This window comes from Mycobacterium sp. 852014-52144_SCH5372336, from assembly GCF_001665615.1.
GTDB lineage: Bacteria > Actinomycetota > Actinomycetes > Mycobacteriales > Mycobacteriaceae > Mycobacterium > Mycobacterium neumannii_A.
This window is the reverse complement of the sequence record NZ_LZSW01000066.1, coordinates 14,149-40,019: the sequence shown is the minus strand read 5'-3', so window position 1 is coordinate 40,019 and position 25,871 is coordinate 14,149. Positions and strand designations below refer to the sequence as shown.

Annotated in this window: 23 protein-coding genes and 1 pseudogene; 9 read left to right on the top strand and 15 right to left on the bottom strand. The window is 67.3% G+C overall.

Annotation, left to right across the window (positions count from 1 at the left end; all coding sequences use genetic code 11):
• Window positions 1–6 precede the first annotated feature (6 nt).
• Together A5759_RS24595 and A5759_RS26030 are read left to right on the top strand one after the other, a co-directional pair.
• The gene (locus tag A5759_RS24595) at window positions 7–489 is read left to right on the top strand and encodes a hypothetical protein (RefSeq protein ID WP_068201971.1); all 483 of its coding nucleotides are present in this window, start codon (window positions 7–9) and stop codon (window positions 487–489) included.
• 35 nt (window positions 490–524) lie between these two features.
• A pseudogene (locus A5759_RS26030) lies at window positions 525–707 on the top strand (IS3 family transposase); the annotation flags it as partial.
• A 48-nt stretch (window positions 708–755) separates the two neighbouring features.
• On the opposite strand, the gene A5759_RS24590 reads toward A5759_RS26030, so the two are convergent.
• Window positions 756–1,517, bottom strand: coding sequence for a trans-aconitate 2-methyltransferase (locus tag A5759_RS24590; RefSeq protein WP_068201969.1), 762 nt, complete (start codon window positions 1,515–1,517; stop codon window positions 756–758).
• Window positions 1,518–1,558: 41 nt separating this feature from the next.
• On the opposite strand from A5759_RS24590, the gene A5759_RS24585 reads away from it, so the two are divergent.
• On the top strand, window positions 1,559–2,752 hold the full coding sequence (locus A5759_RS24585; RefSeq protein WP_068201967.1) for a S9 family peptidase: 1,194 nt from the start codon (window positions 1,559–1,561) through the stop codon (window positions 2,750–2,752).
• Here A5759_RS24585 and eccE read toward each other — a convergent pair.
• The 13 genes from eccE to A5759_RS24520 all read right to left on the bottom strand — a co-directional run bounded on the left by eccE (window position 2,739) and on the right by A5759_RS24520 (window position 19,297).
• Window positions 2,739–3,656 carry a type VII secretion protein EccE gene (eccE, locus tag A5759_RS24580; protein WP_068201965.1) on the bottom strand — a complete coding sequence of 306 codons (918 nt, stop codon included), beginning with the start codon at window positions 3,654–3,656 and terminating at the stop codon, window positions 2,739–2,741. The two genes, A5759_RS24585 and eccE, sit on opposite strands and share 14 nt — an antisense overlap.
• Window positions 3,653–5,056: a type VII secretion-associated serine protease mycosin gene (mycP, locus tag A5759_RS24575; RefSeq protein ID WP_068201963.1), complete on the bottom strand. Its 1,404-nt coding sequence runs from the start codon at window positions 5,054–5,056 to the stop codon at window positions 3,653–3,655. The genes eccE and mycP overlap by 4 nt, the downstream gene beginning before the upstream one ends.
• A gap of 10 nt (window positions 5,057–5,066) precedes the next feature.
• Window positions 5,067–6,452 (bottom strand): type VII secretion integral membrane protein EccD, encoded by a 1,386-nt coding sequence (gene eccD / locus A5759_RS24570; protein ID WP_068201961.1) that lies wholly within the window; start codon window positions 6,450–6,452, stop codon window positions 5,067–5,069.
• 44 nt (window positions 6,453–6,496) lie between these two features.
• Window positions 6,497–7,360 (bottom strand): ESX secretion-associated protein EspG, encoded by an 864-nt coding sequence (locus A5759_RS24565; protein ID WP_068201959.1) that lies wholly within the window; start codon window positions 7,358–7,360, stop codon window positions 6,497–6,499.
• A gap of 6 nt (window positions 7,361–7,366) precedes the next feature.
• The gene (locus A5759_RS24560; RefSeq protein WP_064396041.1) at window positions 7,367–7,657 is read right to left on the bottom strand and encodes a WXG100 family type VII secretion target; all 291 of its coding nucleotides are present in this window, start codon (window positions 7,655–7,657) and stop codon (window positions 7,367–7,369) included.
• A 36-nt stretch (window positions 7,658–7,693) separates the two neighbouring features.
• A complete protein-coding gene (gene esxG, locus A5759_RS24555; protein WP_064346865.1) occupies window positions 7,694–7,987 on the bottom strand; it encodes a type VII secretion system protein EsxG in 294 nt (97 codons plus the stop codon).
• Window positions 7,988–8,039: 52 nt separating this feature from the next.
• The gene (locus A5759_RS24550; RefSeq protein ID WP_156617018.1) at window positions 8,040–9,605 is read right to left on the bottom strand and encodes a PPE family protein; all 1,566 of its coding nucleotides are present in this window, start codon (window positions 9,603–9,605) and stop codon (window positions 8,040–8,042) included.
• Window positions 9,606–9,607: 2 nt separating this feature from the next.
• Window positions 9,608–9,916: a PE family protein gene (locus tag A5759_RS24545; RefSeq protein WP_064417542.1), complete on the bottom strand. Its 309-nt coding sequence runs from the start codon at window positions 9,914–9,916 to the stop codon at window positions 9,608–9,610.
• Entirely contained in the window at window positions 9,916–13,890 is a 3,975-nt protein-coding gene (gene eccCa, locus A5759_RS24540; protein ID WP_068201958.1) for a type VII secretion protein EccCa, read from the bottom strand. The genes A5759_RS24545 and eccCa overlap by 1 nt, the downstream gene beginning before the upstream one ends.
• Complete coding sequence (gene eccB / locus A5759_RS24535; protein WP_068201956.1) at window positions 13,887–15,455, bottom strand: type VII secretion protein EccB; 1,569 nt, start codon at window positions 15,453–15,455, stop codon at window positions 13,887–13,889. Before eccB ends, eccCa begins: the two co-directional genes overlap by 4 nt.
• A complete protein-coding gene (gene eccA / locus A5759_RS24530) occupies window positions 15,452–17,293 on the bottom strand; it encodes a type VII secretion AAA-ATPase EccA (RefSeq protein WP_304441225.1) in 1,842 nt (613 codons plus the stop codon). Before eccA ends, eccB begins: the two co-directional genes overlap by 4 nt.
• A gap of 108 nt (window positions 17,294–17,401) precedes the next feature.
• Window positions 17,402–18,292, bottom strand: a complete 891-nt coding sequence (locus tag A5759_RS24525) for an SAM-dependent methyltransferase (protein ID WP_068201952.1) — start codon at window positions 18,290–18,292, stop codon at window positions 17,402–17,404.
• 114 nt (window positions 18,293–18,406) lie between these two features.
• Window positions 18,407–19,297, bottom strand: coding sequence for an oxygenase MpaB family protein (locus A5759_RS24520; RefSeq protein ID WP_068201950.1), 891 nt, complete (start codon window positions 19,295–19,297; stop codon window positions 18,407–18,409).
• 80 nt (window positions 19,298–19,377) lie between these two features.
• Here A5759_RS24520 and A5759_RS24515 point away from each other — a divergent pair, with 80 nt between their 5' ends.
• On the top strand, window positions 19,378–19,998 hold the full coding sequence (locus A5759_RS24515) for a TetR/AcrR family transcriptional regulator (protein ID WP_068202034.1): 621 nt from the start codon (window positions 19,378–19,380) through the stop codon (window positions 19,996–19,998).
• A gap of 5 nt (window positions 19,999–20,003) precedes the next feature.
• Here the strand turns inward: A5759_RS24515 and A5759_RS24510 are convergent, their stop codons facing one another.
• Window positions 20,004–20,579: a VOC family protein gene (locus tag A5759_RS24510; RefSeq protein ID WP_068201949.1), complete on the bottom strand. Its 576-nt coding sequence runs from the start codon at window positions 20,577–20,579 to the stop codon at window positions 20,004–20,006.
• 195 nt (window positions 20,580–20,774) lie between these two features.
• Between A5759_RS24510 and A5759_RS24505 the strand changes: the two genes are divergently transcribed.
• The 5 genes from A5759_RS24505 (at window position 20,775) to A5759_RS24485 (ending at window position 25,861) form a co-directional block, all read left to right on the top strand.
• Window positions 20,775–21,917, top strand: coding sequence for an alpha/beta hydrolase (locus A5759_RS24505; protein ID WP_068201947.1), 1,143 nt, complete (start codon window positions 20,775–20,777; stop codon window positions 21,915–21,917).
• A complete protein-coding gene (locus A5759_RS24500) occupies window positions 21,893–22,930 on the top strand; it encodes a 2-hydroxyacid dehydrogenase (protein WP_369816269.1) in 1,038 nt (345 codons plus the stop codon). The genes A5759_RS24505 and A5759_RS24500 overlap by 25 nt, the downstream gene beginning before the upstream one ends.
• Before the next feature lie 9 nt (window positions 22,931–22,939).
• Entirely contained in the window at window positions 22,940–25,171 is a 2,232-nt protein-coding gene (locus A5759_RS24495; RefSeq protein ID WP_068201945.1) for an acyl-CoA dehydrogenase, read from the top strand.
• Between the two features lie 62 nt (window positions 25,172–25,233).
• Window positions 25,234–25,509, top strand: a complete 276-nt coding sequence (locus tag A5759_RS24490) for a hypothetical protein (protein ID WP_231984733.1) — start codon at window positions 25,234–25,236, stop codon at window positions 25,507–25,509.
• Between the two features lie 40 nt (window positions 25,510–25,549).
• A complete protein-coding gene (locus tag A5759_RS24485) occupies window positions 25,550–25,861 on the top strand; it encodes a hypothetical protein (protein WP_068201943.1) in 312 nt (103 codons plus the stop codon).
• Window positions 25,862–25,871 lie beyond the last annotated feature (10 nt).

Here is a 25,871-nt window from a genome sequence, read left to right as displayed (position 1 = left end):
CTGCCCATGGCGGTGTTCCTGCGCAAGCTGCTCCGTATCGGCGGTCTACCCGACGATATGCGGGCCGAGGTGGAAGCCGAGGGCGTGCTCTTCCTCGCCGAGTACCTACCGGTGACCCGACGGTTCAGTGGCAAGATCCCGGGACGACGTGCGAATGCGAACGTCACCAGCTATGCGGGCTCGCTGGCTTTGACCAACCAGCGTGTCCTCGCCACGATGTCGACGGTTCCGAAACTGGCCGGCCGCACCATCGATCAACGATGGGACGCAACGCAGTCCGGGGCCGTCACCGCCGAGCTCTCCCCGGCCGGTATGCAGCTCGCTGTCGACATCGCCGGCGTCGATTCGCGCTTCAGCGGCGAACTTTCGATGCATTACAAGGTCTCCATTCCCGAGGACATCCTCTCGCGCCTCCCCAGACGATCGCTGTCTTTCGATGTCCCGCCGGAATATGTCTTCCGCGCCGTAGGAGTGCCGTACCACCCCTAGCCTGACCGGTGCGGTGCGCGGCACGGTCAAAACCCACCACGGTCGCCGACCCGGCAGCTGCGCGTCCGACCGACCTCGTGCGGCGTTGGTTCGTCAGCGCCCAACCGGCTCTGGGCGGCCGATCTGACCTTCGTGTCGACTGGTCGGGATTTGCCTACGTAGCCTTCGTCGTCGATGCCTACGCAGGCAGGATTCTGGGCTGGACGCAGAAAGAGACGGGCTTCCCACATGAGGACAACACCCTGCATCGTTGAGCCGCGGGACGCTCAGTTCACCTGAGCCACCACGAAGACACGTCGAAACGGGAAGAACGTCGTGCCATCCTTCCGCGACGGATACGCCGCGTCCAGCAGGGGGATCAAGTCGTCGCGGAACTCGTCCCACTCGGTGTCGGTGAGCCTACTGCGCACCGGGCGTAGCGCCGTTCCCGCGATCCAGTTCAGCACCGGATCCTCGCCGGTCAACACGTGCACGTAGGTGGTCTCCCACGCGTCGACCGTGCAACCAGCGTCGGCTAGCAGGTCTGCGTACTCGACCGGATCCTTCACCGGTGACTCCCGAAACGGGAAGTCGTGCAGTCGTTCTGCCCATCGGTCACGCCGGACGAGTTCTCCCACCGTGCGATGTGACGGTGCGTCGAAGTTGCCCGGTACCTGCATCGCGATCCACGACCGTGCCGGCAACTGTTCGGCCCACCTGACGAGTAAGCGTGGATGGTCGGGCAACCAATGCAGGGTGGCATTGCTGATCACGACGTCGGTATCAGGTTTTGGTACCCAATCGCCGACGTCACCGACGTTTGCGTCGATTCCTCTGTCCCGCGCGGCCCGCACCATTTCCGGCGAGCTGTCTAACGCCTCTATGCATGCCCGTGGCCAACGCTGGGCCAACGAGGCCGTCAGATTGCCCGGCCCACAACCTAGATCCGCAACCCGCCGCGGGGCATCGGCTGCGACCCGCGACAACAGGTCGAAGTACGGGCGCCCGCGCTCATCGGCGAACGCCAGATATGCGTCGGGGTTCCACATGCTGACAGTTTGACACCGCCCAAACGGGATACCATGCGGAAGTGAGCCAAACGGAGGCCAACCCGGTTGATCCGCCGATTCCCGTTCCCGATGTCCCCGGTGCAGATGCCAGCACAGGGCTGCCACGACGCGCCGACCTGACGCTGCGCCAGCGCTTCATCGTCGACTCGTCAGCCGTGGCCGATCTCGCACTGCGCACCGCAATCGCATCGCTGCTCGCGACGACGATGCTGCCGACGCTGGCCGGTGGCTTAAGCCGGTCTCAGTCACGCGCCGAACGCGAACAGCTGCAGTTCTACGCCGAACTGGCCTCGGCCAAGGATCCCACGCAATCGTTTCCCGCGCCCACTTCGCCGCCCCGGGTCGCATCGCGAGCAGCCAACCCGCTGGCCGAATGGATCGCGAAGGGTCAGGTTCAGAACATCCGTTTCGACAGCAGCTTCGAGGCGATCAACCCTGACTTGCGCACCCAGTGCCGCGGATTCGAACGCAACAACGTCGTGCACGCCCAGCACTGGCGACACGATGACGGGCCGCACCCCACGCTGTGCCTGATCCATGGATTCATGGGTTCGCCGTATCTGTTCAACGGCTTGTTCTTCTCGCTGCCGTGGTTCTTCCGGTCGGGCTACGACGTCCTGTTGTACACCATGCCCTTCCACGGTCCGCGTGCCGAGAAGGGCTCCCCGTTCAGCGGCTACGGGTTCTTCGCCAACGGGTTCTCGGGCTTCGCCGAGGCGATGGCCCAGGCGGTGCACGACTTCCGTTCGGTCCTCGACTATCTGGAGTTCACCGGCGTCGACCGCATCGCGCTGACCGGCATGTCACTCGGCGGGTACACATCAGCGCTCATCGCAGCGGTCGACGACCGGATCCAGGCCGTGATCCCCAATGTCCCTGTCGTCGCCCCCGATCAAACGGTGGACGAATGGTTCCCCGCCAACAAAGTCGTGGGCCTGCGAAACCTGCTGACGGGCACCGACGCGGAACTCACCGGCGGCGCCACCCTGTTCTCCTCACCGCTGAACTACGCCCCGCTGGTTCCCAAGGACCGCCGGTTGATCATCACAGGTCTCGGTGACCGGCTCGCGCCGCCGGAACAGGCCGAGATGCTGTGGGAGCACTGGGACCGCTGCGCGTTCCACTGGTTCCCGGGCAACCACATCCTGCATGTCAGCCAGCCTGACTACCTGCGCAGGATGACCCGCTTCATGAAGGGATTCATGTTCGACTGAGTTCGGCCTGATATCCGGCCGGCCAGTCGATCCGCGCCAGCAGATCGACGGCAACCCGCTTAGCCGGAACGTCCAGCCTGCCAACGGCCTTGGGATCCAACGCCCGGAGCAACGGTCCCTGGACTCCGCGATGCGGTGTCAGACCCGACACAGGCGCCCCGCGTACGGGATCGGGCGTGCGGAACGCACACACCACCGCGACAGTCGGGTGCGCGGCCGAACCACTGAACTCGACGGCCGTCCATGTCTCAGACGATTGAGACCACACCTCGTCGAGACGTTCACCCAACCGCTCGTCGACGGGAATCCCGTAGGCCGAGACGAATCCGCCTTCGTCTTGGACACCGCGCCACTTCTCGCGACCCTTTCCGATCAACGGTGCATCCGCGTCGTCGACGGGCGCCGCATCGAGGCCCGCCTCCCGTAGGTGATCGGCAAGGCGACGGCCGGCGATCTCGGCAGTCTCGCGCAGCGGCAGCTCAGGTGAACGTGCCTGCAGAGCAACCAGATTCGACTCGGCGTCCAGGGTCAGGCTGATCCACGTGCTACGAACACCATCGGAATCGCGGTTCGTGATGCGAACCTTCTCGCCACGGACGCCGAACCTTTCGACGTAGGCCGCGACCAGCGGCAGCGGCACACCGAATCCCGACGGGTCGTCGACCCGCAACACCACAGTGGCCTGCTTCGGACTCTGCGGCTTCGGCTTGGAGTGGTTGCGGCGAAACACCGCTAACCGCCGGCCGATCATGTTTGTGACGAACTGGCCCCGCCACCATGCGAACACGACGACGACGACGGCGACAGCGATCCCGAAGATCCACCAATCCGTGGTCGTCTCCCACGGATACGCCATTGCCGCCAGGACGACGGCCAACGACGCCAGCGCTATTCGAACGGTCACGATGCCTCCGCTTGGTTGTCTAGGTTCCTTCGCCGGTGGACCGCGACCGCGGCCGTGACGGCTGCGATCAGCGCCAGCACACCGGTTCCCACGAACGCGACCACCTTCGGGGTCTCGTCGGGGGCGGCCGGTCGCGGCGGTGCGGCGACGGGCTGGGGCTCCGGCTCCCCGTTCCCGGCGACGGCCGCTGTCACATCCCATGTCAGCGCGGCGACGGGATCGACGAGTCCGGCACCGGTAAGGTTCGATGGTGCTCGCGCCGCACCCTGTGCACCGGCCGTGAGCCGGTCCCTGACCTGTTCGGCGGTCAGCTCGGGAAAACGACTGCGTACCAGGGTCGCAACGCCGGATACATACGCGGCCGCGAAACTCGTACCGTTCAGCGGATACAACCGGCCGCGCTCGTCGGGTAGCCCGTTGGCGAGTGCGCCGCCTTCGCCGTTACCCACCGAGACGATATCCTGCCCGGGCGCGGCTATCCCCACCCACGGTCCCGCCATCGTGAAATCCGATGGGCGCCCGGCGCTGTCGAGCGAACCGACCGAAAGCACATAGGGCTGCCAGGACGACGGTATCGACACCGACGTCACACCTGCCCAGTTACGAGGGTCCTCCGGGCGGCCGGGATCCGACAGCGGGTTCGACGGGCATGCCGACCCCGGGTTCAACCCCATCTTGTTGTTGCCCGCGGCAGCGACGATCACCGCGTCCTTCTCCACGGCCGCGTAGCGCAGGGCCGCACCGAGTTCGTTCTGGTTGACGTTCTCCGTTGCGGGCAGACAGGTGACGGCGGAGATATTGATGACCCGCGCACCCAGGTCCGCCGCGCGGACAACAGCACGGGCCAGGGTCGCCACGTCGAGTGCGACCTGTGCCGTCGCCGGATTCTCGCCGATCTCGCGCGGGGAGAACCGCGACGACGTCGACCGGATCGCAAGCACGCGAGCACCTGGTGCCACCCCGGAGAATCCGTCGGCCCCCGGCTGTCCCGCGATCAGCCCTGCCACCAGCGTTCCGTGGCCATCGCAGTCGCTGAGCCCATCGGTCGACTCGACGAAGTCCCCGCCGGGTTCCACGTTCGGCAGTCGGGGTCCCGGCGTGACGCCGGTGTCGATGACCGCAACGAGTTGTCCGTCGCCGCGGCTGTACTCCCATGCGCCCTCGAGGTTGATCAACGTTTGATTGGAGCTCGGCGCACCGGGGTCGCTGCCGGGTAATACACCCGCGCTGACGCACGGCCCGCGTTGCGACTGCGGCTGGACGGGCCCGGCGGCGCCCGACGGAGGTCGCACAGCCGGATCCACCTGAGGGGGCGTCATTGCCTGTGCGACCGGAGAACTCACCGCCACGACGGCCAGGACCGCCGAGGCCGCGACGACACTGCGCAGCCGGTCGCGCATCACCGATGCCTCATCGGTTGAGCACCCAGGCGAACAGTCCGACGAGATAGGCCAGCACCGGGATCAGCGACGCGTCGATGCCGGAGGCCAGAAACCCGACGATGCGACGCATCGGCAGCGAGTAGGTGTCCGGCGAGGCGACCCGCGGGAACGTCGCGACGGTCACCCAGACGACCGTCAAGCCGACGAGCGCCAGCAGCGCCCACCAAGCCGCTCCGATGCGGTCGTCCACGCTGAACACGACCATGAACGAGATCGCAAGCAGGAACGGCTGGCTCAGGAGCCACGCCTTGCACGGCGCCGAGTCCCACACGCGGGCCCGCAGCACCGATCCAAGCGCCACCGCGGCCACGACGTACCACGCCCACGGCGAAACTCCCTGCGGTGCAGCTAGTGTCAACGCCCCCGCGGTGGACAGCAGTACACCGCCTGCGATGAAACCGGTCTGGTGTGAATCGCTGATCCGAACGCGGCGCGGCAGATCGGCGAGCACCTTCATCGGGTGCGGCGCCGGGGTCGGGTCACCGGGAGCGGGTATGACCGGCATCGGCAGCCGCGCCCATAGGGCGGAGAGTTGAGCCGCCTGGACAGTGACCACGAGCGCGAGCACCACGAGCAGGGATCCGACGACGAGGTGGTTCAGGTGCCAGATCGTCGCGGCGCCCGCGGTGATCAGTGCACCGGCCCCGACGACAGTGGCCGCTGTGAAGACCGCGATGGCCCGCTGGGCGACAACGATGCTGACAATCGACCAGGCCGTCACGCCCGCGGCGGCGAGCAGCACATGTGACGGCCCGAAGTCGCCGGGCACTCCGAGCGCGAGAGCCACGCCGATGGGCGCGAGCACCGTCACGGCCAACGCCGTGCCGAGCCGGGGGGAACGGCCCCAGGTGAGCAGGGCGGCCAGCACCGTGAGCGCCGCCGCACCGCTGGCCACGGCGAGACCGGCGAAGCCACCGACGATTTCACTGTGCACCGCGGCAAAGACGGTGGCGATCACGATCAGCGTGATCACGGCCGCCGCTGCGCCCCGCGCGATATGTGCCGCACCCCAGGGCTTCTCGCGGGCGGCGGAGAAGATGACGGCCGCGTCGCCGATGTCCTCGACGATCCGCGGTGCAGCGGGACCGGCGGGAAGCGGTTGCAGCGCCAGCAGATCGCCGTCGACGACACCGACGGTGTCCAGCGTCGCGTCGAGGCTGAACGGCGCACCGCCGACCGGCGCCAGCGACAGCACCACCGGGGTGGCGTCGCCGTACTCCTCGTCGGCGGGCATCGCCATCCGTCGTACTGCGGGCAGGATCTCGCGCAGAGGGAGTTCGGTCGGCAACGCCATGTCGGTGACTCGACCGCCCGCCTCGCCCGCGGCGAGCACCGCGACGCGAACGATCGGCATCGACCGGGACGGGGCCGGGTCCGCCAAAGACGCTGTCGCGCCACTCAAACTGTCTGCCATTGGTGTTCCGTTCTCTGGTTGGAGTCGAAGTCTCGGGTCAATTTCAGGTCGGGGAACCACGCCCCGTCGGGCAGCGTTGCGGTGAGCCGCTCGACGGCGGTAGCGATCGCCATCGGCGTGCCGGGCGTGAACGTCGAGACCCATTCGCCGTCGAACGCCTTCGCTGGATGGACGAGCACCCTGCCCTCACGGGTGTCGACGACGCTGACGCCGACATCGGTGCTCACGCGGTGGCCGTCGCGGTGGTTGCCGGCCACGATCTCCACATAGCTGCGGTCGGTCGCATAGGCCGCTTCGACGACTGAGCGTGCGCTCGGCGGGATGCCGAGGAACTCGATCACGTCGTCCAGCGTCGCGCCGTTGCGCAGCTGTTCATCGGCGCGCGCGCCGATGCGCGCGGGTATTGCGAACTCGTCGAACCTGGCCGGCGGGCGCCCCGACAGGCCCGCGGTCAGGATGGGAACCAACGCCTGCGGATGGTCCACCTCCAACGCGCTGAGCGTCACGAGGCCGCCGCCGCGCAGCGCGACGACGGTGTCGTCGTCGCGGCGCGCAACATGCCCGCGCAGCATCTTGCCCGAGCCACGCACGAACCGGAGTTCGAGCCACCGCCGGGGCCGGCATGTCGTCGTGACCCATTGCCGGACATGGGGTTCGACGGCACCGTCGGTCGTCATCACACCCATGCCGACAAGTTCGGCCGACAGCCTGGCCTCGAACTCCGCCCGCTCAGCGTGGTCGCTGTAGGGCGGGGTGATAGCCAGCACCCACGGGTAGTTGCCGGCCCCCGACGCGTCGGCGACGAACCAGGCCTGCTCCGCGGTCAGCTCGACTGCGTTAACTGCCACCGTCGGTTAGCCACCCCATTTGGCGCCTTCGGCCTGGTCCCGGGCGCTCATCGTCATGGTGTTCTGCTCGTGGGTGGCGGCCATCGCACGGTATGCGCGCACCAGTTCCTCGAGGGCGAGGTTCCACTGCGCCTGCCACGCCTGATAGGTCGTGCCGGTGTCGCCCTGCCAGGCCCCGGCCAAAGCCGCCTGCTCGCTGGCGATGTCGGCGCCGACGGCATGCAGTGCGCCCGAATATCCGGCCATCTCACCCGAATGGGCCAGCATCGCCGGGTAGTTGTACATGATCTGAGACATCAGGTTCTCCCTTGTGGGTCTAGGTCAGTTCGAAGTTCAGATACCGGTGTACGTGCTGGCCGCCGCGGCGTCCTGCGCCACGTAGGTGCCCGCCGCATCGCCCAGGTTGGCCTGCGCGATGTCCAGCAGCATGTTGACCTTCGCGGAGACCTCGAGGAAGCGCGCGTGCGCTGCCTGGAAGGCCGCGGAGGACTCGCCCATGTGGAATGCCTGTGCCGACTGCGCTGCCTGCTCGGCCTGCGCCATGGTGCTGCGCATGAGCGCGGCCTTCGCCGAGAACGCGGCCTCGGATGACACGAGCTGCGGGATGTGAGCGTCCAGGAGGCTCATGGATGTTCCTTTCGGATTGTGATTCGGCGGAATGGGTTTCGGTCAGTTCTGTTCAGTCGTTTTCTCCCCCCTTGTGATCCCAGTCGCTGGGCAACATGGGTTCGGTGGGTCCGCCACCGAAGGAGTCACCGGCGAGTTCGGTCAGCCCACTCGCCTCCTCGGCTTCCGACTTGGTCGCAGCGCCGGTGAAACCCACTGCGCCCGCACCCTTTTCCGATGCGGCAACATGCGGACGCCGGACCGTTTCGCGCGGCGGGGCCGCGTCCTCGGGCTCGTCGGGTTCGTAATCCATGTAGGCGTCGGCGTACTGGCGTTGGTGGATCGGCTGCGGCCGCTTGCGGCGGGCCTTGCGTTTGGCAAGCGACGACGCGGCGGCAGCGGCGGCGGCGGACGCCGCGATGTCCGATGCGGGCGCCTTCAAGCCGGTGCCCTCGCGGAACGTCGGCGAGACACCTTCTTCGGAATCCGGGCCGGCAACCGCATACGGCACCACCGGAGCCGCAGCCGCAGCTGGGGCGGCACCCGCAGGCGCCGCACCGGCGGCCACCGACGCCGCGGGAGCGGCCGGAGCCGCCGGAACCGTCGGCGCCACGGTGGCGACCGGCGGAAGCGATTCCGCTCGCGGCTCGGCGACGGGCCGGATGGGTGCAGGCGCGGGGGCGGGCGCAGGCTCGGGTGCGGCGGCCGGAACCGGCTCCGGGGTCTGCGACTGGACGATCAGGCCGATCAACAGCGGCAGCCAGATCGGAGCGCTGAAAATCAACGACCATGTGGTCCATCCGAGCGGCTGCGTGATCGCCTGGTAGAGCACGAACAACAGGATCAGTCCCGACGACGGGTTGAAGAGCCACCCGAAGAAGCCGTTCAGGAAGTCGCTGAGGACATCCAGGACGTTGCCGAAGAATTGACGCGCGAAGTTCAGGATCGATTCGAAGAAGTCCTCGAAGAACCTCATGATCTCGCGCAGCAGATCGGCGATGGAGTCGGCAATGTTCCGTGCCCCGCCGGAGTCGGCGGCAGTGGCCGCCGCCCCGGCCTGCATGACGTCGGCCGCGGCGGCTCCCGCCTCGCCCACGCCCGGCGCCAGCAGCAGAGGCGCGGGAGGAGTGACCGGCGTGGCCGCCACCGCGGCACCTGACACCGCCTGATAAGTGCCCATTGTCGTCGCGGCCTGGATCCACATCCGGACGTAGTCAGCCTCGTTCAACGCGATTGGAATCGTGTTGATGCCCAGGAAGTTCGTGGCGAGCAGTACGGCGTGGGTGGATTTGTTGAGCGCCAGCTCGGCCATCGTCGGCATCGTCGCCACCGCGGTGGTGTACGCCGCAGCCGCGGTCCCGTGCTGCGCAGCGGCGGCCGCGCTGTTCGCGCTGGCCTGTGCCAGCCAGGCGAGGTACGGCGTATGCGCGGCCGCATACTGGGCGGCGCTCGGCCCTTCCCACGCGCCGCTCTGCACCGAGCCGAGGACAGCGGTCAACTCGGCTGCCGCAGAGGAGTATTCAGCTGCCAACGCCTGCCACGCACCCGCCGCTGCCAGCAGTGAACCGGGACCGGGTCCGCTGCTCAGCATGGTTGAGTGGACCTCCGGGGGGAGGGCCATCCAGATGGGAGCTGTCACGGTCAGCCTCCGGCGACCAGGTAGCTCGCAGCGGCGGCAGCGTCACCGGTGGCATAGCTGATACCGGACTGGCCGACGCCGACACCGGAGCGGCCTAGTTCCTCCACCCCGAGGGCGGCCATCGAATTGTGCTGTGCTCCATGGGCGCTCAAGCTGACGGCGGTCTGGATCGACACCGCGTCGACGGCGGGCGGAATCACGGCGGTGACCGCGGGCGCGGCGGCGGCGTGAGCCGCTGCCAACCGGGCCGTCAACGCCTCGACGGCGGACGCCGCCGCGGCGAGGCCTTCGGGAACGACGCGAAGAGTCATCAGTTGAACTCCCTTCCACTGTTGCCGTTGTTTCCTGTGCGTCCTGCCACCGCGTCTGCGAACGGGTTGACCAGTTGCAGGAACGTGGGGGCATCGCCATCGTCCAGCAGCATCGCCCGGCCCGCGGGCAGACGCCGGAACCGATGTCCACGGATTTTTCCGCTGTCCTGCGGGTTGCCCGACAGCATCAGGATCGCCGACTGCAGCTCGTTGAGCCTGCGCAGCAGGGGTGCTGTCATCAGGGCGTGTGCCGAACCGGTGGCCCGTGCGGTCACGATGACGCGAAGGCCCAGCTCACTTGCCTGCGACAGCAATCCGATGATGCCGGTCCACGGCCGCTGCCCGACGAACGGCCCGCTGACCGCGGGCGCATCCGGGATCTGGTCGACGTCGTCGATGATCAGGTAGTGGGTGTGGGCGTCCTCGCCGGACTGGTACCTCCACCTGCTCAGCTCCTGCGGTGACAGGCCGGCAGGCGGTCGGCGCTTCTCCAGCAGGGCGGTGAGCCCGAGCATCGCCGGAGTGATCCGGTCGATGTTCGGGGTGTACTCGTTGTCCGGGAACAGCGGCTCGTCGACCAGATGCAGACGCCGGTCGATCACCGTGAACGCGACGCGGTCCGGGGTGGAGTTCTCCCGGATGGTGCGAATCACGTGACGCAGCAGCGTTGTCTTGCCCGACTTGGCGTCGCCGAACACCATCAACAGCGGGTTCTGGTCGAACGCCATCGCCACGGACGCGAGATCCTCCTCGCGCTGGCCGATGACCACCTGTTCCGGAGCCGGATACAGCGGGGCCACGACGCCGGGCGCGAGATCGTGCGGCAACAACCGCACCGGCGGCGCAGTGACACCCCGATGGCGGGCGTTGATCACCCTGATGTCGCGCAGCGCCGGCTCGGCGAACAGGAAGTGCTCGGCGGCCATGGTCAGGCCGCGGCCGGGCTGCTCGGCGGGCACCGCTTCGGCGGGCCGGCGCAGCGCACCGGTGACCCGCACATTGCTGTCGCGCGGATCCGACAGCTTCAGTTCGAGGCGCAGGCCCAGACCGTCGCGCATGGCCAACGGAACCTCGAGCCAGTTCGGTGTCGTGATGACGACGTGGATGCCGTAGGACATACCGGTGTTCACCAGCTCGGTGACCTTCGACAGCAACGGGTTCCGGGTGTTGAAGGTGTCGGTGTTGTCCCGACTGAACGCGTAGAGGTTGTCGATGACCAGAAAGACCTCGCCGTACTCGTCGCGCTGGCCGTTACCCGAGTGTCCCCGCGCCTGGCGGGCACGCAGCAACTGCTCGAGCTCACCGAAGGTGCGCCGGATGCGTTCGGGCTCCAGCGGAGAGGCGACGCTGCCGACGTGGGCCAGGTCTTCGAGCGACCGCAGCTGACCGCCGCCGTAGTCCAGGCAGTAGAACGTCACATCGCGCGGCGAGTGCAGGGCCGCCGCCGACAGCATGAAGGTCTGCAGCGCCGTGGTCTTGCCCGACTTCGGTCCACCGTGGATCAGCAGGTTGGCACCGGCGGACCTGGCGTCGAAGATCAACGGATCGCGCCGCATCGAGAACGGGCGGTCGATCTCGCCGAGCGGCCAACGCCATTCGCGCTCGGCTACGTCCGCGCGGGCGAGCAGTTCGTCGAGCGGAATGGGCTCGTCCAGCGGAGGCAGCCACAGCGGAGGCGCCTTGGGACCGTAGTGGGCCAGCTGATCGCCGATGGTGGCGACGAGTTTGCGCGGCGGACGCTCCTCGTGAGCAGCGGGATCGGACACGACGACCGTGTCGGCAGGCGCTTCGACGTGACCGGCGGTGAACGGCTGCGGCACCGGAACCGACTGCACCACAACGGACCTCTCCACCCGCGGGGGATCGTAGATGCCGTCGACGTAGGTGCTGCGGAACTTGACCGGCATCGCGCCCGGCGCAGGGACCAGGAATCCCTCGCCCTTGTGCTCGGGGCCGGCCTCGATGTGAAACGCGTCCTCCACACCGATGACCTGGCGGCTGATGGCCGGGCTGGCGACCTTGAGCCCGATGCGGTACGACGTGTTCTTGTCGATGTCCTTGATCCGGCCGACATCCAGCGTTTGAGACGCGAACAGGATGTGGATGCGGAACGAACGGCCCTTGCGCGCAACATAGTCGAACAGGTCGGCGTACTCGGGATGGTCGGAGAGCATCAGCGAGAACTCGTCGGCGACGACCAGAAGCGTGGGCATCGGCGGCAGGTCGTGACCGGCTGCGATCGCCGCCTCGTACTCGAGCACCGAGTTGAACGCACTGCCCTGCACCCGGCGGCCTGCCTCCATCAACAGTTGCTCGCGCCGTGCCACCTCGCCGCGCAGCGTGTCGGCGAACCGGTCGGCGAGCGAACGCTTCTCGGCCATGTTCGAGATAACCGCGACCACCTGCGGGAAGTCCCGGAAGATGTCGGCGCCGGCCTCACCCTTGAAGTCGGCGTAGATCACGATCAGCCGATCGGCGGAGTGGGTCGTCAACAGCGACAACAGGATCGACATCAGCGTCTGCGACTTACCCGAGCCGGTCATGCCGATCATCAGGCCATGGGGTCCCATCCCGCCTTCGGCCTCGTCTTTGAGGTCGAAGATCAGCGGCTCACCGGTGGCGGTGACGCCAATGGGCACCCGCAATTCGTCGGCGCGCGCCCGCGGCGCCCACAGGCTCGCCACGTCCAGCGCCGCGGCGTCCGGGATGCCGAGCAGCGTGGAGAAGGTCGCCACCCCTGTTCTGCCGGTGCGCGCCTGGCTCGGGTTCGAATCCCACTTCGACAACCGGCGGGCGATGTGACGCGCGGTCGCGACGTCGAGTTGATCGGCGGCGTCGACGTACGGCTGCCATCCTCCGGTCTGCCAGCGCTGCAGTTTGCCGTCGGTCAGCTGCAGGATCGGCCGTTCCGGGTCGGGGTACTGCTCGCGGTGCGGCGGCTCGGCGACGCGCTGCACCACCGTCACGCCGGCCAGCCCACCGCGCGGGACCAGCGCCGCGGCCTCCACGTCGGGATCGTCGATGACGATGAGCAGGTGCTTGACCTCGTCGACGTCGTCGCTGCCGAACGGTGAGCGATCGTCGAGCGCCGTGGCGAGCTGCGAGCGCAGTTCAACGATGTCGGACGACAGGTAGCGGGCAGGGCCGGCGCCGTCAACCGCGCCGGGAATGTCGTTGTGCGGCAGCCACTTCAGCCATGACCAGTCGTCGCTCTCGATGTCCGGAGCGAGCAGTGCGACGCCGAGTACGGCGGGGTCGTGCCAGGTGACGGCCTGGGCGATCCAAGCGCGTAGCGCGCCGCGGACCTCGTCGGGCTCGCCGAGGACCGTGATGCGCGAGACCTTGCCTAGGTCAATACCGGTCGGCGCGGCCCGCACCGTCCGCTGCACGTCGAGGAGGGCGCGTAACGCGCTGTGCGACACCGGTTCCAGGTCGACCTCGTCGGCGCTGTCCTTCACCCGCAGTGAGGCGTTCAGCGGGGCGTCGTGAAGCCCGGTGCGCACCACCAGGAAGTCGGGGTCGTGCGGATCGCGCTCCCACTGCCTGCGGGTGCCGGGCACGTCGATGAGCAGGCCCGGATCCGGATGCGACCACTCCAGCGCCGTACGTTGCTCGGCAGCATGGGCGCGCACGTTGTCGCGGACCACCGACAGGTAGCGCAGATAGTCGGCCCGCTCGGCGTCGACCTCCTCGGTGCGCATCTTGTTGTCGGTGCCGCGGTAGAGCGCGGTCGCGGCCAGCAGCAGGACGAACGGGAAGAACAGCGTCGTCGGCGAGATCAGCCGCATTCCGGTGGCGAACAGCGCCACGATCATGCCGACGATCAGGATGACGATCAGGAAGGGCAGCACCCGCCGCAGCAGCGACGGCGGAATCACCCGCGGCAGCTCGGGCGGCGGTTCGATCGTGATGGTGCCTTTGCGCGTCGTCGGCACCGGGATGCGGCGACGCGCCTGGAATATGAGCCGACTCATGACGGCGTCTCCCTCACGACAGCGGGGCGGGGGTCGGCGGCCAGCGCGTCGTGGGCCAGCAACGCATCGCCTCGCGACAGCGTCGGGCCGGGCGCGAACTGGCTCAGCATCGACCATGGAATCGGTAGGGCAGGCGGGGTGAGGCCCAGTGCAGCGATGGCGTTCTCGTCACCGTCGGTGTCGAGGCCGTAGCGGACCCCGACATCGCTGAGCCAGAAGGTTGCGCCGCCAACGGGTGACGTCGACGCGCCCCCGCCGTCCTGCCCGACAGTCTGGACCAGGTAGCCGCGCCCGGGATTCAGCACCACCTGGTTCGCGGTCGTTCCCGAGCCCGCTCCGACCAGCGGCACGGGACGCAGCTGATCGGAGACCGGCAACGTGACACCGGAACGCAGGTTCAGTGTCGCGCTCGTGGCATCGGCGGAGCGCTTCCACTGCGCGCATGTCAACGGCGCGTCGGTGGCGTCGACGAGCGAAATCGGTTCGGCGGGATAGGCATCGGTGTCGATGACGTCCGCGACGGGCAGACGCGCGATGTCGTCGGCGCCCAACCGCGGCGGCTGGTCGAGTCCGTACGAGTTCGCATTACGCATGATTGCGGCGATGACCGGTGAAATCGGTTGCAGCCCTTCGCCGAGCACCGCGTAGTGACGCAGGGTGTTGTCGGTGGCGTAGGCCGTGACCACCGCACCGACCGGCGCGGGCACCGGCAACGGGTACCGCGGCGGTTCACCGGCGCCAGGGACGACCGGCGGAATCAACGCGGGAGCTTCGGGCACCGCGTTGAACAAGCCGGGTGCGACGGGCCGCGTGTCGGTGCCTGCGGTACCCAGCCCCAGTGCACTGGTGACCGCGCGGTCGTTCATGTCGATCGCGCTTCGGCGCCCGTTCCACAGCAGCCAGGTGCCCGCCTTGGGACCGCTCGGAGTGGAGACCAGGATCGCCTTGTCGTCGGACAGCTGTTTCGCGCGCTCCCCGCCGTCGGTCAGCGGGCCCGCGATCATCGTGACACCGACGGCCGGTCCCGAAACTCCGTCGCACACCGTCCAATCGGCGTCACTGGTGGTGTTCTGCACCATGCGTTCGGGGGCACCGGGGATACCGATCAGATTGCCGCGGGGGAACTGGTCGATCTCGCTGGTCTTGACCTGCGAGGGGTTGTCCGGCCGGCCTGCGATCAGGCGCGCGGACGTCAGGTTGAGCACCGGGTGCAGCTGCTCGCCGAGGCGAACGTAGAGGGCCGAGGTGGTGCGATCGGCAAGGATCGCGTCGTTGCCCGCGACGCCGCCGGGCCGGATAAGCGAGAACACGAAACACCCAGCCATGACGGTGATCAGCACCAGCGCGCCGACGAGCACCGAACGGGCTTGGGTACGAAGCGGGTCAACGAGCATGCGGGTGTCGTGTAGCGCGACACCGGATGCGATGCGCCGCATGATGAATCGCCATCCGGTCACCTGATGACGGGTGACGAACCCGCGGCGGTACACGACCCGGTCGGGGTTCTCGTTGTCCGGAGTGCGCGAGGCAAACGCCCGGCGATCCGAATTATCCGGAGTGCTCATTCGGGCACCGTCAAACCGAGGCCACGCAGCAGCGGAATGGCGGATTTGGTGACGTCTTCATCGGTAATGGTCATCAGCTCGTCATCTGTGAAGTCGTGGGCTTCGGCGGTGGAACCGCCAGTCGACGGGAGGTGATCGAGTCGGTACTCGCGCTCCTCCTCGGAACGTTCGACCAGGTTGCGGACGAAACGGCCGTTGCCGGCGATGTCGAGGTTGCGCCTCTCCACACCGGTGGCGTCCGGCGTCGTCGCCGCCGCCAACTGCCCGAACAGCGTTTCCATGTGGGCGAGCGCCGCCGGTTCGAAGACGCTGTCGCGCTTCTCGGCCATGCGCACCGCGATCTCGACGAGTTCATGCGGTGTGTACGAGGGGAATTCGATGCTGCGGGTGAAGCGGGACCGCAGGCCCTCGTTGGTGTCGAGGAACGCGTCGAGATCCTTGCGGTAACCGGCGACGATGACGACCAACCGCTCGCGGTCGTTTTCCATGCGCGCCAGCAGCGTATCGATCGCCACCAGGCCGAAGTCGTTCTTGGCGCCGGTCGACACCAGCGCGTAGGCCTCGTCGAGGAACAACACACCGTCGAGCGCGCTGTCGATGATCGCGTTGGTCTTGGCCTCGGTTTCACCGATGTGCTGGCCGATCAGGTCGGCTCGGTGTACCTCGCGGACGGTCTCCTTCTTGAGAATGCCCAGACCGCAATAGATTTTGGCTACGACACGCGCGATGGTCGTCTTACCGGTACCGGGAGGGCCCGCGAACACCAGGTGGTTGGTGCGCTGCGCCACGGCCAGGCCACGCTCCTGGCGGCGGATCGCCATGGCGACCGAACTCTTCAGCCGCGCAACCTGGTACTTGACCTCTTCTAAGCCGATGAACTCGGCGAGCTCGGCCTCGGCCTCGAGCAGCAGGTGCGCCTTGCGCTCCTTGGCGCCGGGGTCGACGAACTCGGACTCGCTCGGCTCGGTGGCGGGATCCCACGGATCGGAGCGGCCCTCGATGCGCGCGGCCGTGGTCGTCAGGATGCCGTAGGAGGTGTCGGACAGCGCGATCTCGACCTGCTCGTTTTCCGGGTTCGCGGCGTAGAGTTCGGCGAGCACGTCGGCGGCGTCGAGCTCCTCGCCCTGCGCGCGTAGGCAGAGCGCCTTGACGAGCGTGCCGTCCACCGTGGCGACATCGACTGGGCCGGAAGGGTCCTCGAGGTATGACAGCGCGGGTGCGTACATGCCCAGGCGGGCGAGCGACGTGCCGAGCGCGACGCGTGCCGCGTGTGCGTAGGTCTCGTCCAGCCGCGTGTCGTTGACGATCGGAGTGATCAGCCGGACCACATCCGACCAGCGCTCGGCGCGGTAGTACATCGCGATCCGCACCCACCGCGCGTCCAGCCAGCTGGGGCGTCGGGTGATCAACGGCTCGACGAGTTCGTCGGCGCCTAGGTAGTCACCGGCATCGCACAGCGTGACGGCGTAGGCCAGTTGGAAGTCATCGGGTGTCGACGCCGAGAACTTGAGGTAGAGCCCGGTGTCGTAAGTGAAGGCCAAGTCGCCTTCGGCGAGCTGTACGTGGCGCTGCAGCACACCGGCCGTGGCAACCGTCTGCCAGATGGCCTCGAGCACCCGGGCGCTGGTGTCCCCCGCCGCGGCCAGACCCGTCCACGCATCGCACTGTTCGCGAGCGATACGGGTGAGTTCGGTGAAACCGGACCGGGCCGCGACCGGATCCGGCGGGCGTCGACGGTCGTGCACCGACAGCCCGAGGGCTCGGCAACACGTGGCGAACCGACTCACCACGTCGTGATCGACGCGCGAAGTCGCAGCAAAATCGGTCTGTAGCGGCACGCGCCGTGATCTCCCCGTAGTGATGGCAGGCTAACTTTCCGCCCGAAGTTAGCATTGACTAAGCTAACTTGTACAGACGCACGTGGCCCGCTCAGCGGGTGAACAAGCTCACGCCTTGACGGCGCTCACCAGGCTTATAGTCCCAGTCATCGTCGCGGCCTCCGACCCCTCCTCGGGCACCGGCCGGCCGTTCTCAGACAACCAGTCCTCGAGGCGTGTGGCCTCGGCACGCCACCCGCGGGCACCGAACCACTGCGCGGCGGGTTCATGCTGTTCGTTGTAGACAAGGGTGAAGAAGGTGTCCTCCTCTCCGGCGGACCGCTCCTCTTCCCTTTTGGCCTCGAAGGCCTCCGCGTCCATCGGCGCTGCCTCCTCCACCGCGGCGTGACTGCCGGCCGCGGCCAGCGAGTCGATCCCGGTGAACAGGTCGCGTTGCGCGCCGGCCGGCAGATAGATCAGAAGGCCCTCGGCGATCCAGGCCGATGGCTCGTCGGGGTCGAACCCTTCGTCACGCAGCGCTTGGGGCCAGTCGTCACGCAGATCGACCGGGACCTCACGGCGTTCGGCCCGCGGGGTGTGCGCGTCGAGGACCTGCCGTTTGAACTCGAGCACCCGCGGCTGGTCCAACTCGAACACCACGGTGCCGTCGGCCCAGTCCAGGCGGTACGCGCGCGAATCCAAGCCCGCGGCCAGCAGCACAATCTGCCGGACTCCCGCGTCGGCGGCGGCGCGGAAGTAGCCGTCGAAGTACTTGGTGCGGACGGCCTGGAAGTCCACGAACGCCGCGCCGAAATCGTCGGTGGTGAGCTGGTGTCCGGGCGCTCGGCCGTCGAGCAGGTCCGCCCACTCACCACCCACCGCGCGGCAGAACGTCTCGGCGAAGGGGTCGACAGCGATCGGGTGCGGCTTCTGTGCCTCCAGCGCCCGGGCTGCGGCGACAAATAACGCGGTGGAGCCCACGCTGGTGGTGATGTCCCAGGTGTCGTTGTCGTTCCGCATATGCATCTTTGTACCCCGACAATCTGACAGCGCTCTGTCAGGCCAAGTGCCACCCATATCGGTGGCCTCAAGTGTGCAGTCAGATCGGAGATAGGCGGGCTGGCGCCGAACCGACTACACCAGCGGCCGGCCCGTGCGCACCCGCCAGTCCAGGTCTTTGAGCAGCACGTTGAACGGGAACTGCCGGACGAACCGCGGCATCACATTGTTGATGCGGCCCAGCATGGCCATCACCCGGTTGAACCGGCGCTGTTTCTTCGCGTCCCACGGCAGTCGCATCTCGTCGCGGAAGCGCTGAGGCAGGAAGCCGGTCGTGATGAAGAGGCTGAACGCATCGGTGCGCTTCTGCAGCCATACCGGAGCCTTGAGCTCGCCGAGCCGGCCCGCGGCGATGGGCCACAGGTACTCGCGCACCGCGTCGTCGATGTGGACCTTATCCAGCGACTCCTGCCAGTACTCGTCGAAGGCCTTGCGATCGGCCGGCCACATCTCCGCGGGAACCTGCAGCGTGGTGCCCAGCGCCGCACCGTCGCGGTAGTGGCGGTCGGCCGATTCGTCATCCATCTCGCCGACGAAGACCCGGTACACGTCGACGAAGCCCTTATACAGGCAGGCTGCCACCCACAACTGCAGATCTTTGTTGAACGCGTTGTACTCGACGGGGCTGTCCGGCAGCGAGTACACCTCGGCGTGCGACCGGTTGACCGCACGCCGGTAAGTGGCCTTCTGCTCATCGGTGCCCGCGAGTGCGACCGCAAGGTAGGTGAACGTCGTCCGCGCCCGCTTGATCGGGTGCCGATCCGCGCGGCCACTCTCGACGCGGCTGTCTTTGACGCCGTATCCGACGCCCGGCCGCGAGAGTTCCATGATCACGTTGGCCGGACCCGACAGCAGGCCGATCCCGAGCATGGCGTCCCCTGGCGCGACGTTGCGACGCAGCTTGCGCCCGGGCAGTGGCGCGTCGTTGACCGGTCTTCCGACGTGGTCGATCGGTTGGGAAACCATCGGGGACCCCTATCGTGAATGTGAGAACACGTGTTTCCTGATATTGCCTCCGCTCGGTGCCGGGTGTCAAGATGGCGGTCATGGCACAGGTACGGCCCTATCGGGGCGTCGCCGCGGTCCAGCGCCTCGCGCAGCGCCGGCTGCGCCTGCTCGACGCCGGACTCGAGCTGCTCGGCGCGGGTGCCGACGATCTCGCCGAGTTGACAGTGCGGGCGATCTGCGCCAAGGCCGGCCTGGGTGTCCGCTACTTCTACGAGACGTTCCACGACAAGGACGACTTCGCCGCCCAGGTCTACGACTGGGTGATCGCCGATATCGCGGCGACGACCCAGGCGGCCGTTGCGGCCGCGCCGCCCCGCGAGCAGCCGCGCGCGGCCATGGCGAACATCGTGCACACCATCGCCGCAGATCTGCGCGTGGGTCGCCTGGTGTTCAGCGTTGAATTGTCGAACACGGTGATCATGCGCAAACGCGTCGAGTCCACAGCCCTGTTCGCACAGTTGCTGCTGCAGCACGCGGGCGCGGTCGGCCCGTACGAGAACGAACTCGACGAAGCGACGGCGCATTTCGCGGTCGGCGGGGTGGGCCAGACGATCAGCATGTGGCTGGCGGGGCGCCTAGATCTGGACGCCGACCAACTCATCGACCGGCTCGCGGCGAACATCAACGCGATCTCAGGTGTGCCGACGGACGACGCCTGACCAGCTCAGGCGGTCACCCTCGGGCGCCGGTCCGCGGCGGTCCTCGGCGTGGCCTTCGCGTCACTCTCGCCGAACTCTTTGGTCCAGCAGGCGAATTCGAGCGTAATGCCGTCCGGGTCGAGGAAGTAGAACGACCTGACGTAAACGCCGGGATGCACCGTCGGCGAAACCTGGGCCTCGCTGTCGTCATGATTGAGCACCGGACCGACCCGCACGCCCTTGGTCTTGAGCCGCTGCCGATATTCGTCGAATTTCTCGGCGGGTACGTGAAATGCCAGATGGTTCATCGTGCTGACGGCGCTGACGATGTCCCCGATCCCCGGAATGGCCTCGGGCGAGGAGACGCCGGGAACCCGGTCCGGCGCGTCGGCGAACCAGAAGAATGCGACACAGTCGCCGTTACCGGCGTCGAAGAAGAAGTGCTGCCCCATGCCTCCCGGCAGATCGAGCGACTTGATCAACGGCATACCGAGGACGTTGCTGTAGAAGTCGACGGTTTTCGCCATATCCGAGCACACCAGCGCGACATGGTTGATGCCGCCGAGTTCGAACTCGGTGTTGGGATTGTCGGGCCTGATCACTGGGCGCCTCCTAGCGCGAATCTCTGGCCAGAAACGCAAATCGAATTTAGCATCAGGGGCAATCACGAGCAATGACGAACGGACCAGCACCGTTATGACGATCGTTCCGCGCGTCCCACCGCCGGTCAGACCGATCATCAAGATCGTTGAACAGCCTGTAGCCCTTGCTTTTTGGCTCGGCAGAAGGCAACCCGGATGACCAAAACGCCATCGAGCAACGCAACGCCGGGTGTTATCCGTGAGTTCGTCGGCCTCGATTCCCCGACCGCCCGGCGGGCAGGTGCGGGTGGGCATCCGTGCCAGGGCCTCTATCACCGCGGGGTGGGCCGCAAACCGAAGGTCGCGATGATCGCCACGCACTACCAGATCGATTTCTCCGAGCACTATCTCGCCGACTACATGGCCACCCGCGGCATCGGTTTCCTGGGCTGGAACACCCGTTATCGCGGGTTCGAGAGCAGCTTCCTGCTCGACCATGCGCTCGTGGACATCGGCGTCGGCGTGCGATGGCTGCGCGAGGTCCAAGGCGTGGAAACCATTGTGCTGCTCGGAAATTCCGGGGGTGGATCGTTGATGGCGGCCTACCAGGCACAGGCCGTCGACCCACATGTGACACCGCTTCCGGGAATGCGTCCCGCAACGGGCCTGACCGACCTGCCTGCCGCCGACGGGTACGTCTCGACCGCGGCGCATCCCGGCCGCCCCGACGTGCTCACCGCCTGGATGGACGCGGCGGTCATCGACGAAACCGACGCGGTCGCAAGCGATCCCAACCTTGATCTCTTCGATGAGAATAACGGTCCGCCATTTTCGGCTGAGTTCGTCGAGCGGTACCGTGCCGCCCAGATAGCACGAAACGACGCGATCACGGACTGGGCCGAGGCCGAACTCGAGCATGTCCGGGCGGCCGGTTTCTCCGACCGCCCGTTCACAGTGCTGCGGACGTGGGCGGACCCGCGCATGGTCGATCCCGCCCTGGAGCCGACGAAGCGACCCGCGAACATGTGTTATGCCGGAGTGCCGATGCAGGCCAACAGATCTGCACGCGGTATCGCCGCGGCCTGCACATTGCGCAACTGGATCGGGATGTGGAGCCTCCGACACGCCCAAACTCGCGCCGAACCGCACCTCAACCGGATCACGTGCCCGGCTCTGGTGATCAACGCCGACCAGGACACCGGCGTGTTCCCGTCGGATGCCCAGCGCATCTTCGACGCGCTTGCCGGCTCAGACAAGATGCAGTCCTCGATCGACACCGACCATTACTTCACCACTCCCGGTGCGCGCAGCGAACAAGCCGATACCATCGCCAAGTGGATCGCGAAGCGGTGGCGTTAGACGCCGACCCGCCGCGCGAACGCTCGCCGCTGAGGGTCCTCGCTCACTTCACTCCCGGTTCGAAGGCAATCGATTTCGTTGCACCGCAGTCTGATTGGCTCGATATCCGCTATTGCGCCGAGGACGACGACACCGCCTTCTACCGGGAGCTTCCCGATGCCGAGGTGATCTGGCATGTGCTTCGGCCGATTTCGGGAGACGATCTCGCCCAAGCGCGACGCTGCCTGCTGGTGCACAAGATGGGCGCCGGAGTCAACACCATCGACGTGGACGCCGCGACCGCCAAAGGCATCGCGGTCGCCAACATGCCGGGGGCCAACGCACCGTCGGTAGCCGAGGGAGCCGTGTTGCTGATGCTGGCCGTCCTGCGCAGGGTGACCGAACTCGACCGCGCCACCCGGGAGGGAAGGGGCTGGCCGTCGGACCCGAGCCTGGGCGAAACCGTGCGCGACATCGGCGGCTGCACCGTCGGTTTGGTCGGTTACGGCAACATCGCCACCCGGGTCGAGAGAATCGTTGGGGCGATGGATGCCGAGGTTCTGCACACCAGCACGCGCGACGACGGCCATCGGAGCTGGCGTGCGCTACCCGACCTGCTGGCCGCCAGCGACATCGTCTCGCTGCATCTTCCGCTGACCGACGCGACAGCGGGCATGATCGACCGCGCAGCGCTGGACCGGATGAAGCCCGGCGCCGTCCTGGTCAACACCAGCCGCGGGCCCATCGTCGACGAACCCGCCCTCGTCGACGCGCTGCGGTCTGGAAACTTGGCCGGGGCGGGCCTCGACGTCTTCGCCACCGAGCCCGTAGAGACCGACAACCCGCTGCTCGGGCTCGACAACGTCGTGCTCACCCCGCACGTCACCTGGTACACCGCCGACACGATGCGCAGGTATCTGGAACACGGTCTGGACAACTGCCGGCGGCTGTGGGACGGCCGTGAACTGGCCGACGTCGTGAACGGTATCGTGTCTCCCAACCGACCGGTTAATAGGGACGGTCCGTCACAGTGAGGTGCAGGTATGCCCATCGCCATCAATCCTGAGCACAGCGACCTGGCCGACTCGGTGCGGTCCTTCGTCGCTCGGGTGGCGCCCTCCGAGGTGCTCCACGAAGCGCTGGAGACGCCGATTCCCAATCCGCCGCCCTACTGGAAGGGCGCGGCCGATCAAGGTCTGCAAGGTGTGCACCTGTCCGAAGACGTTGGCGGGCAGGGCTTCGGGATACTCGAGTTGGCCATCGTCGCCGCCGAGTTCGGCTACGGCGCGGTGCCGGGGCCGTTCGTTCCGTCGGCCATCGCCAGTGCGCTGATCGCCGCACACGACCCCAACGCCCCACAATTGGGCGATCTGGCCTCTGGCGCGACGATCGCGACCTACGCCATCGACTCGAGCCTGACCGCCACCCGCCACGGCGAAGGTGATGCCGCCGGTCTGGTCATCCGCGGCGAGGTCCGTGCGGTGCCCGGCGCCGCAGAGGCGTCGCTGCTGGTGCTGCCGGTCGCCATCGAGAGCGGCGAGGAGTGGGTGATCCTCGACGCCGACCAACTGGAGATCGAACCCGTCAAGAGCCTCGATCCGCTACGCCCGTTGGCACACGTGCGGGCGAACGCCATCGAAGTGAGCGACGACCGGGTGCTGAGCAACCTGAGCCGGCCGTTGGCGCGGGCGCTGATCTCGACGCTGCTGTCGGCGGAGTGCATCGGCGTGGCGCGGTGGGCCACCGACACCGCCGCGGCGTACGCCAAGATTCGCGAACAGTTCGGCAGGCCCATCGGGCAGTTTCAGGCCATCAAACACAAGTGCGCTTCGATGATCGCCGACACCGAGCGGGCCACCGCCGCCGTCTGGGATGCGGCCCGCGCCATCGACGAGTTCACTGCGCACGTGCGCAGCGGAGAAGACCCCGAAACCGGTTCTGCGGAAATCGCGTTCGAGTTCGCCGCTGCCGTGGCGGCCACCCTGGCGCCCGAGGCCGCCCAGCACTGCGCTCAGGACTGCATCCAGGTGCACGGCGGCATCGGGTTCACCTGGGAGCACGACACCAACGTGTACTACCGGCGCGCACTGGTGCTTGCGGCCGGTTTCGGCAGGCACGCCGACTACCCGCAGCAGGTCGTCGACGTCGCGACCAGCACGGGGATGCGCAAACTGAACATCGATCTCGATCCCGAGACCGAGAAGCTGCGTGACGAGATCCGCGCGGAAGTGGCTGCGCTGAAAGCCATTTCACGCGAAGAGCGCAACGTCGCGATCGCCGAGGGCGGTTGGGTGCAACCGCATCTGCCCAAGCCGTGGGGACGCGCGGCCGGCCCCGTCGAGCAGATCATCATCGCCCAGGAGTTCGACACCGGCCGGGTCAAGCGCCCGCAGATGGGCATCGCGGCCTGGATCATCCCCTCGATCGTCGCGTTCGGCACGGACGAACAGCAACAGCGTTTCCTGCCGCCCACCTTCCGCGGCGAAATGATCTGGTGTCAGCTGTTTTCCGAACCCGGTGCGGGTTCGGACCTGGCCAGCCTGACGACCAAGGCCACGAAGGTCGACGGCGGCTGGCGGATCACGGGGCAGAAGATCTGGACCACCGGTGCGCAGTACTCGCAGTGGGGCGCGCTGTTGGCGCGCACCGACCCGTCGGCGCCCAAGCACAACGGGATCACCTACTTCCTGCTCGACATGGCCAGTGAGGGCGTCGAGGTCAAGCCGCTTCGCGAGCTGACCGGCAACGCGATGTTCAACACGGTCTTCATCGACGACGTGTTCGTGCCCGACGAGATGGTGCTCGGTGAGGTGAACCGCGGCTGGGAGGTCAGCAGGAACACGCTGACCAACGAACGGGTTTCGATCGGCAGCAGTGAGCCGCCGTTCCTGGCCAGCCTGGCCGACTTCATCACGTTCCTCCAGGACGGGCAGTTCGACCAGATCGAGCAGAACCACGCGGGCAGGCTCATCGCCGAAGGGCATGCCGCCAAGGTGCTCAATATGCGCTCGACGCTGCTCACACTCGCCGGTGCCGATCCGATGCCGTCCGCGGCGATCTCCAAACTGCTGTCGATGAAAACCGGCCAGGGCTATGCGGAGTTCGCGGTGTCCTCGTTCGGCACCGACGGCGCGATCGGCGACCCGGAGCAAGAGCCCGGCCGGTGGGCGGAGTACCTGCTCGGCAGCAGGGCAACAACCATCTACGGCGGCACGACCGAAGTGCAGCTCAACATCATCGCCGAACGCCTGTTGGGACTGCCGCGCGATCCGTAAAAGCGCTTGCTGGAACGGCGTAGCCTGAGATCTGCGGTTGCGTCCAAGGGTTGGCGGTAGTGATGAGCGGTCTCGGTGTCCATATCGCCCGCGTCGTCGCCGGCACGGCGGCGATGACAGGGCTGTTTCTGACGCCGATGGTCCTTGCCGACGATCCGACGCCACGCGAACAGTCCGCGCCCTGCTATCCCGGCATCATCCCCGGGAACCCCTGGGTGAAGTCGTGCAACTTCGGGTCCCGACCGCCGCGAGTACGTGGTGGCCCGCCCGACCAGACGGCGGTGATCGCCTGCCGCGACATCCCCGGATGCCTGTCCGCGTTCGTCAACAATCCCTGATGAGCGTTTCAATGAACGTACCGACGGCAACATTTCTGTTATGACCGACGACGTCGAGAAACGCTGGGACCGGCCGAAAGCGTTCCGGGCCGCTGCCACCTACACCGCGGTGGTGGTCGCGGTGGCCGCCGTCGCCTTCGTCATCTACGCCCTTGTGTCGAAGACCTCGGTCGTCGCCGCTTCCACGGTGCCCACAATCCTCTTGGTCGGCGGTATCGGCGCATTCATCAAGACCTACCGCGAGTGGAAGGCGAAGGGCACCTGGGTCCAGTGGCAGGGTGCCGGATGGTTCCTGCTCCTGCTGATGCTGGTGTGCCTGTCGATTCCGGGCGCGGCCGCGATGGCCGATTAAGGCACGACCT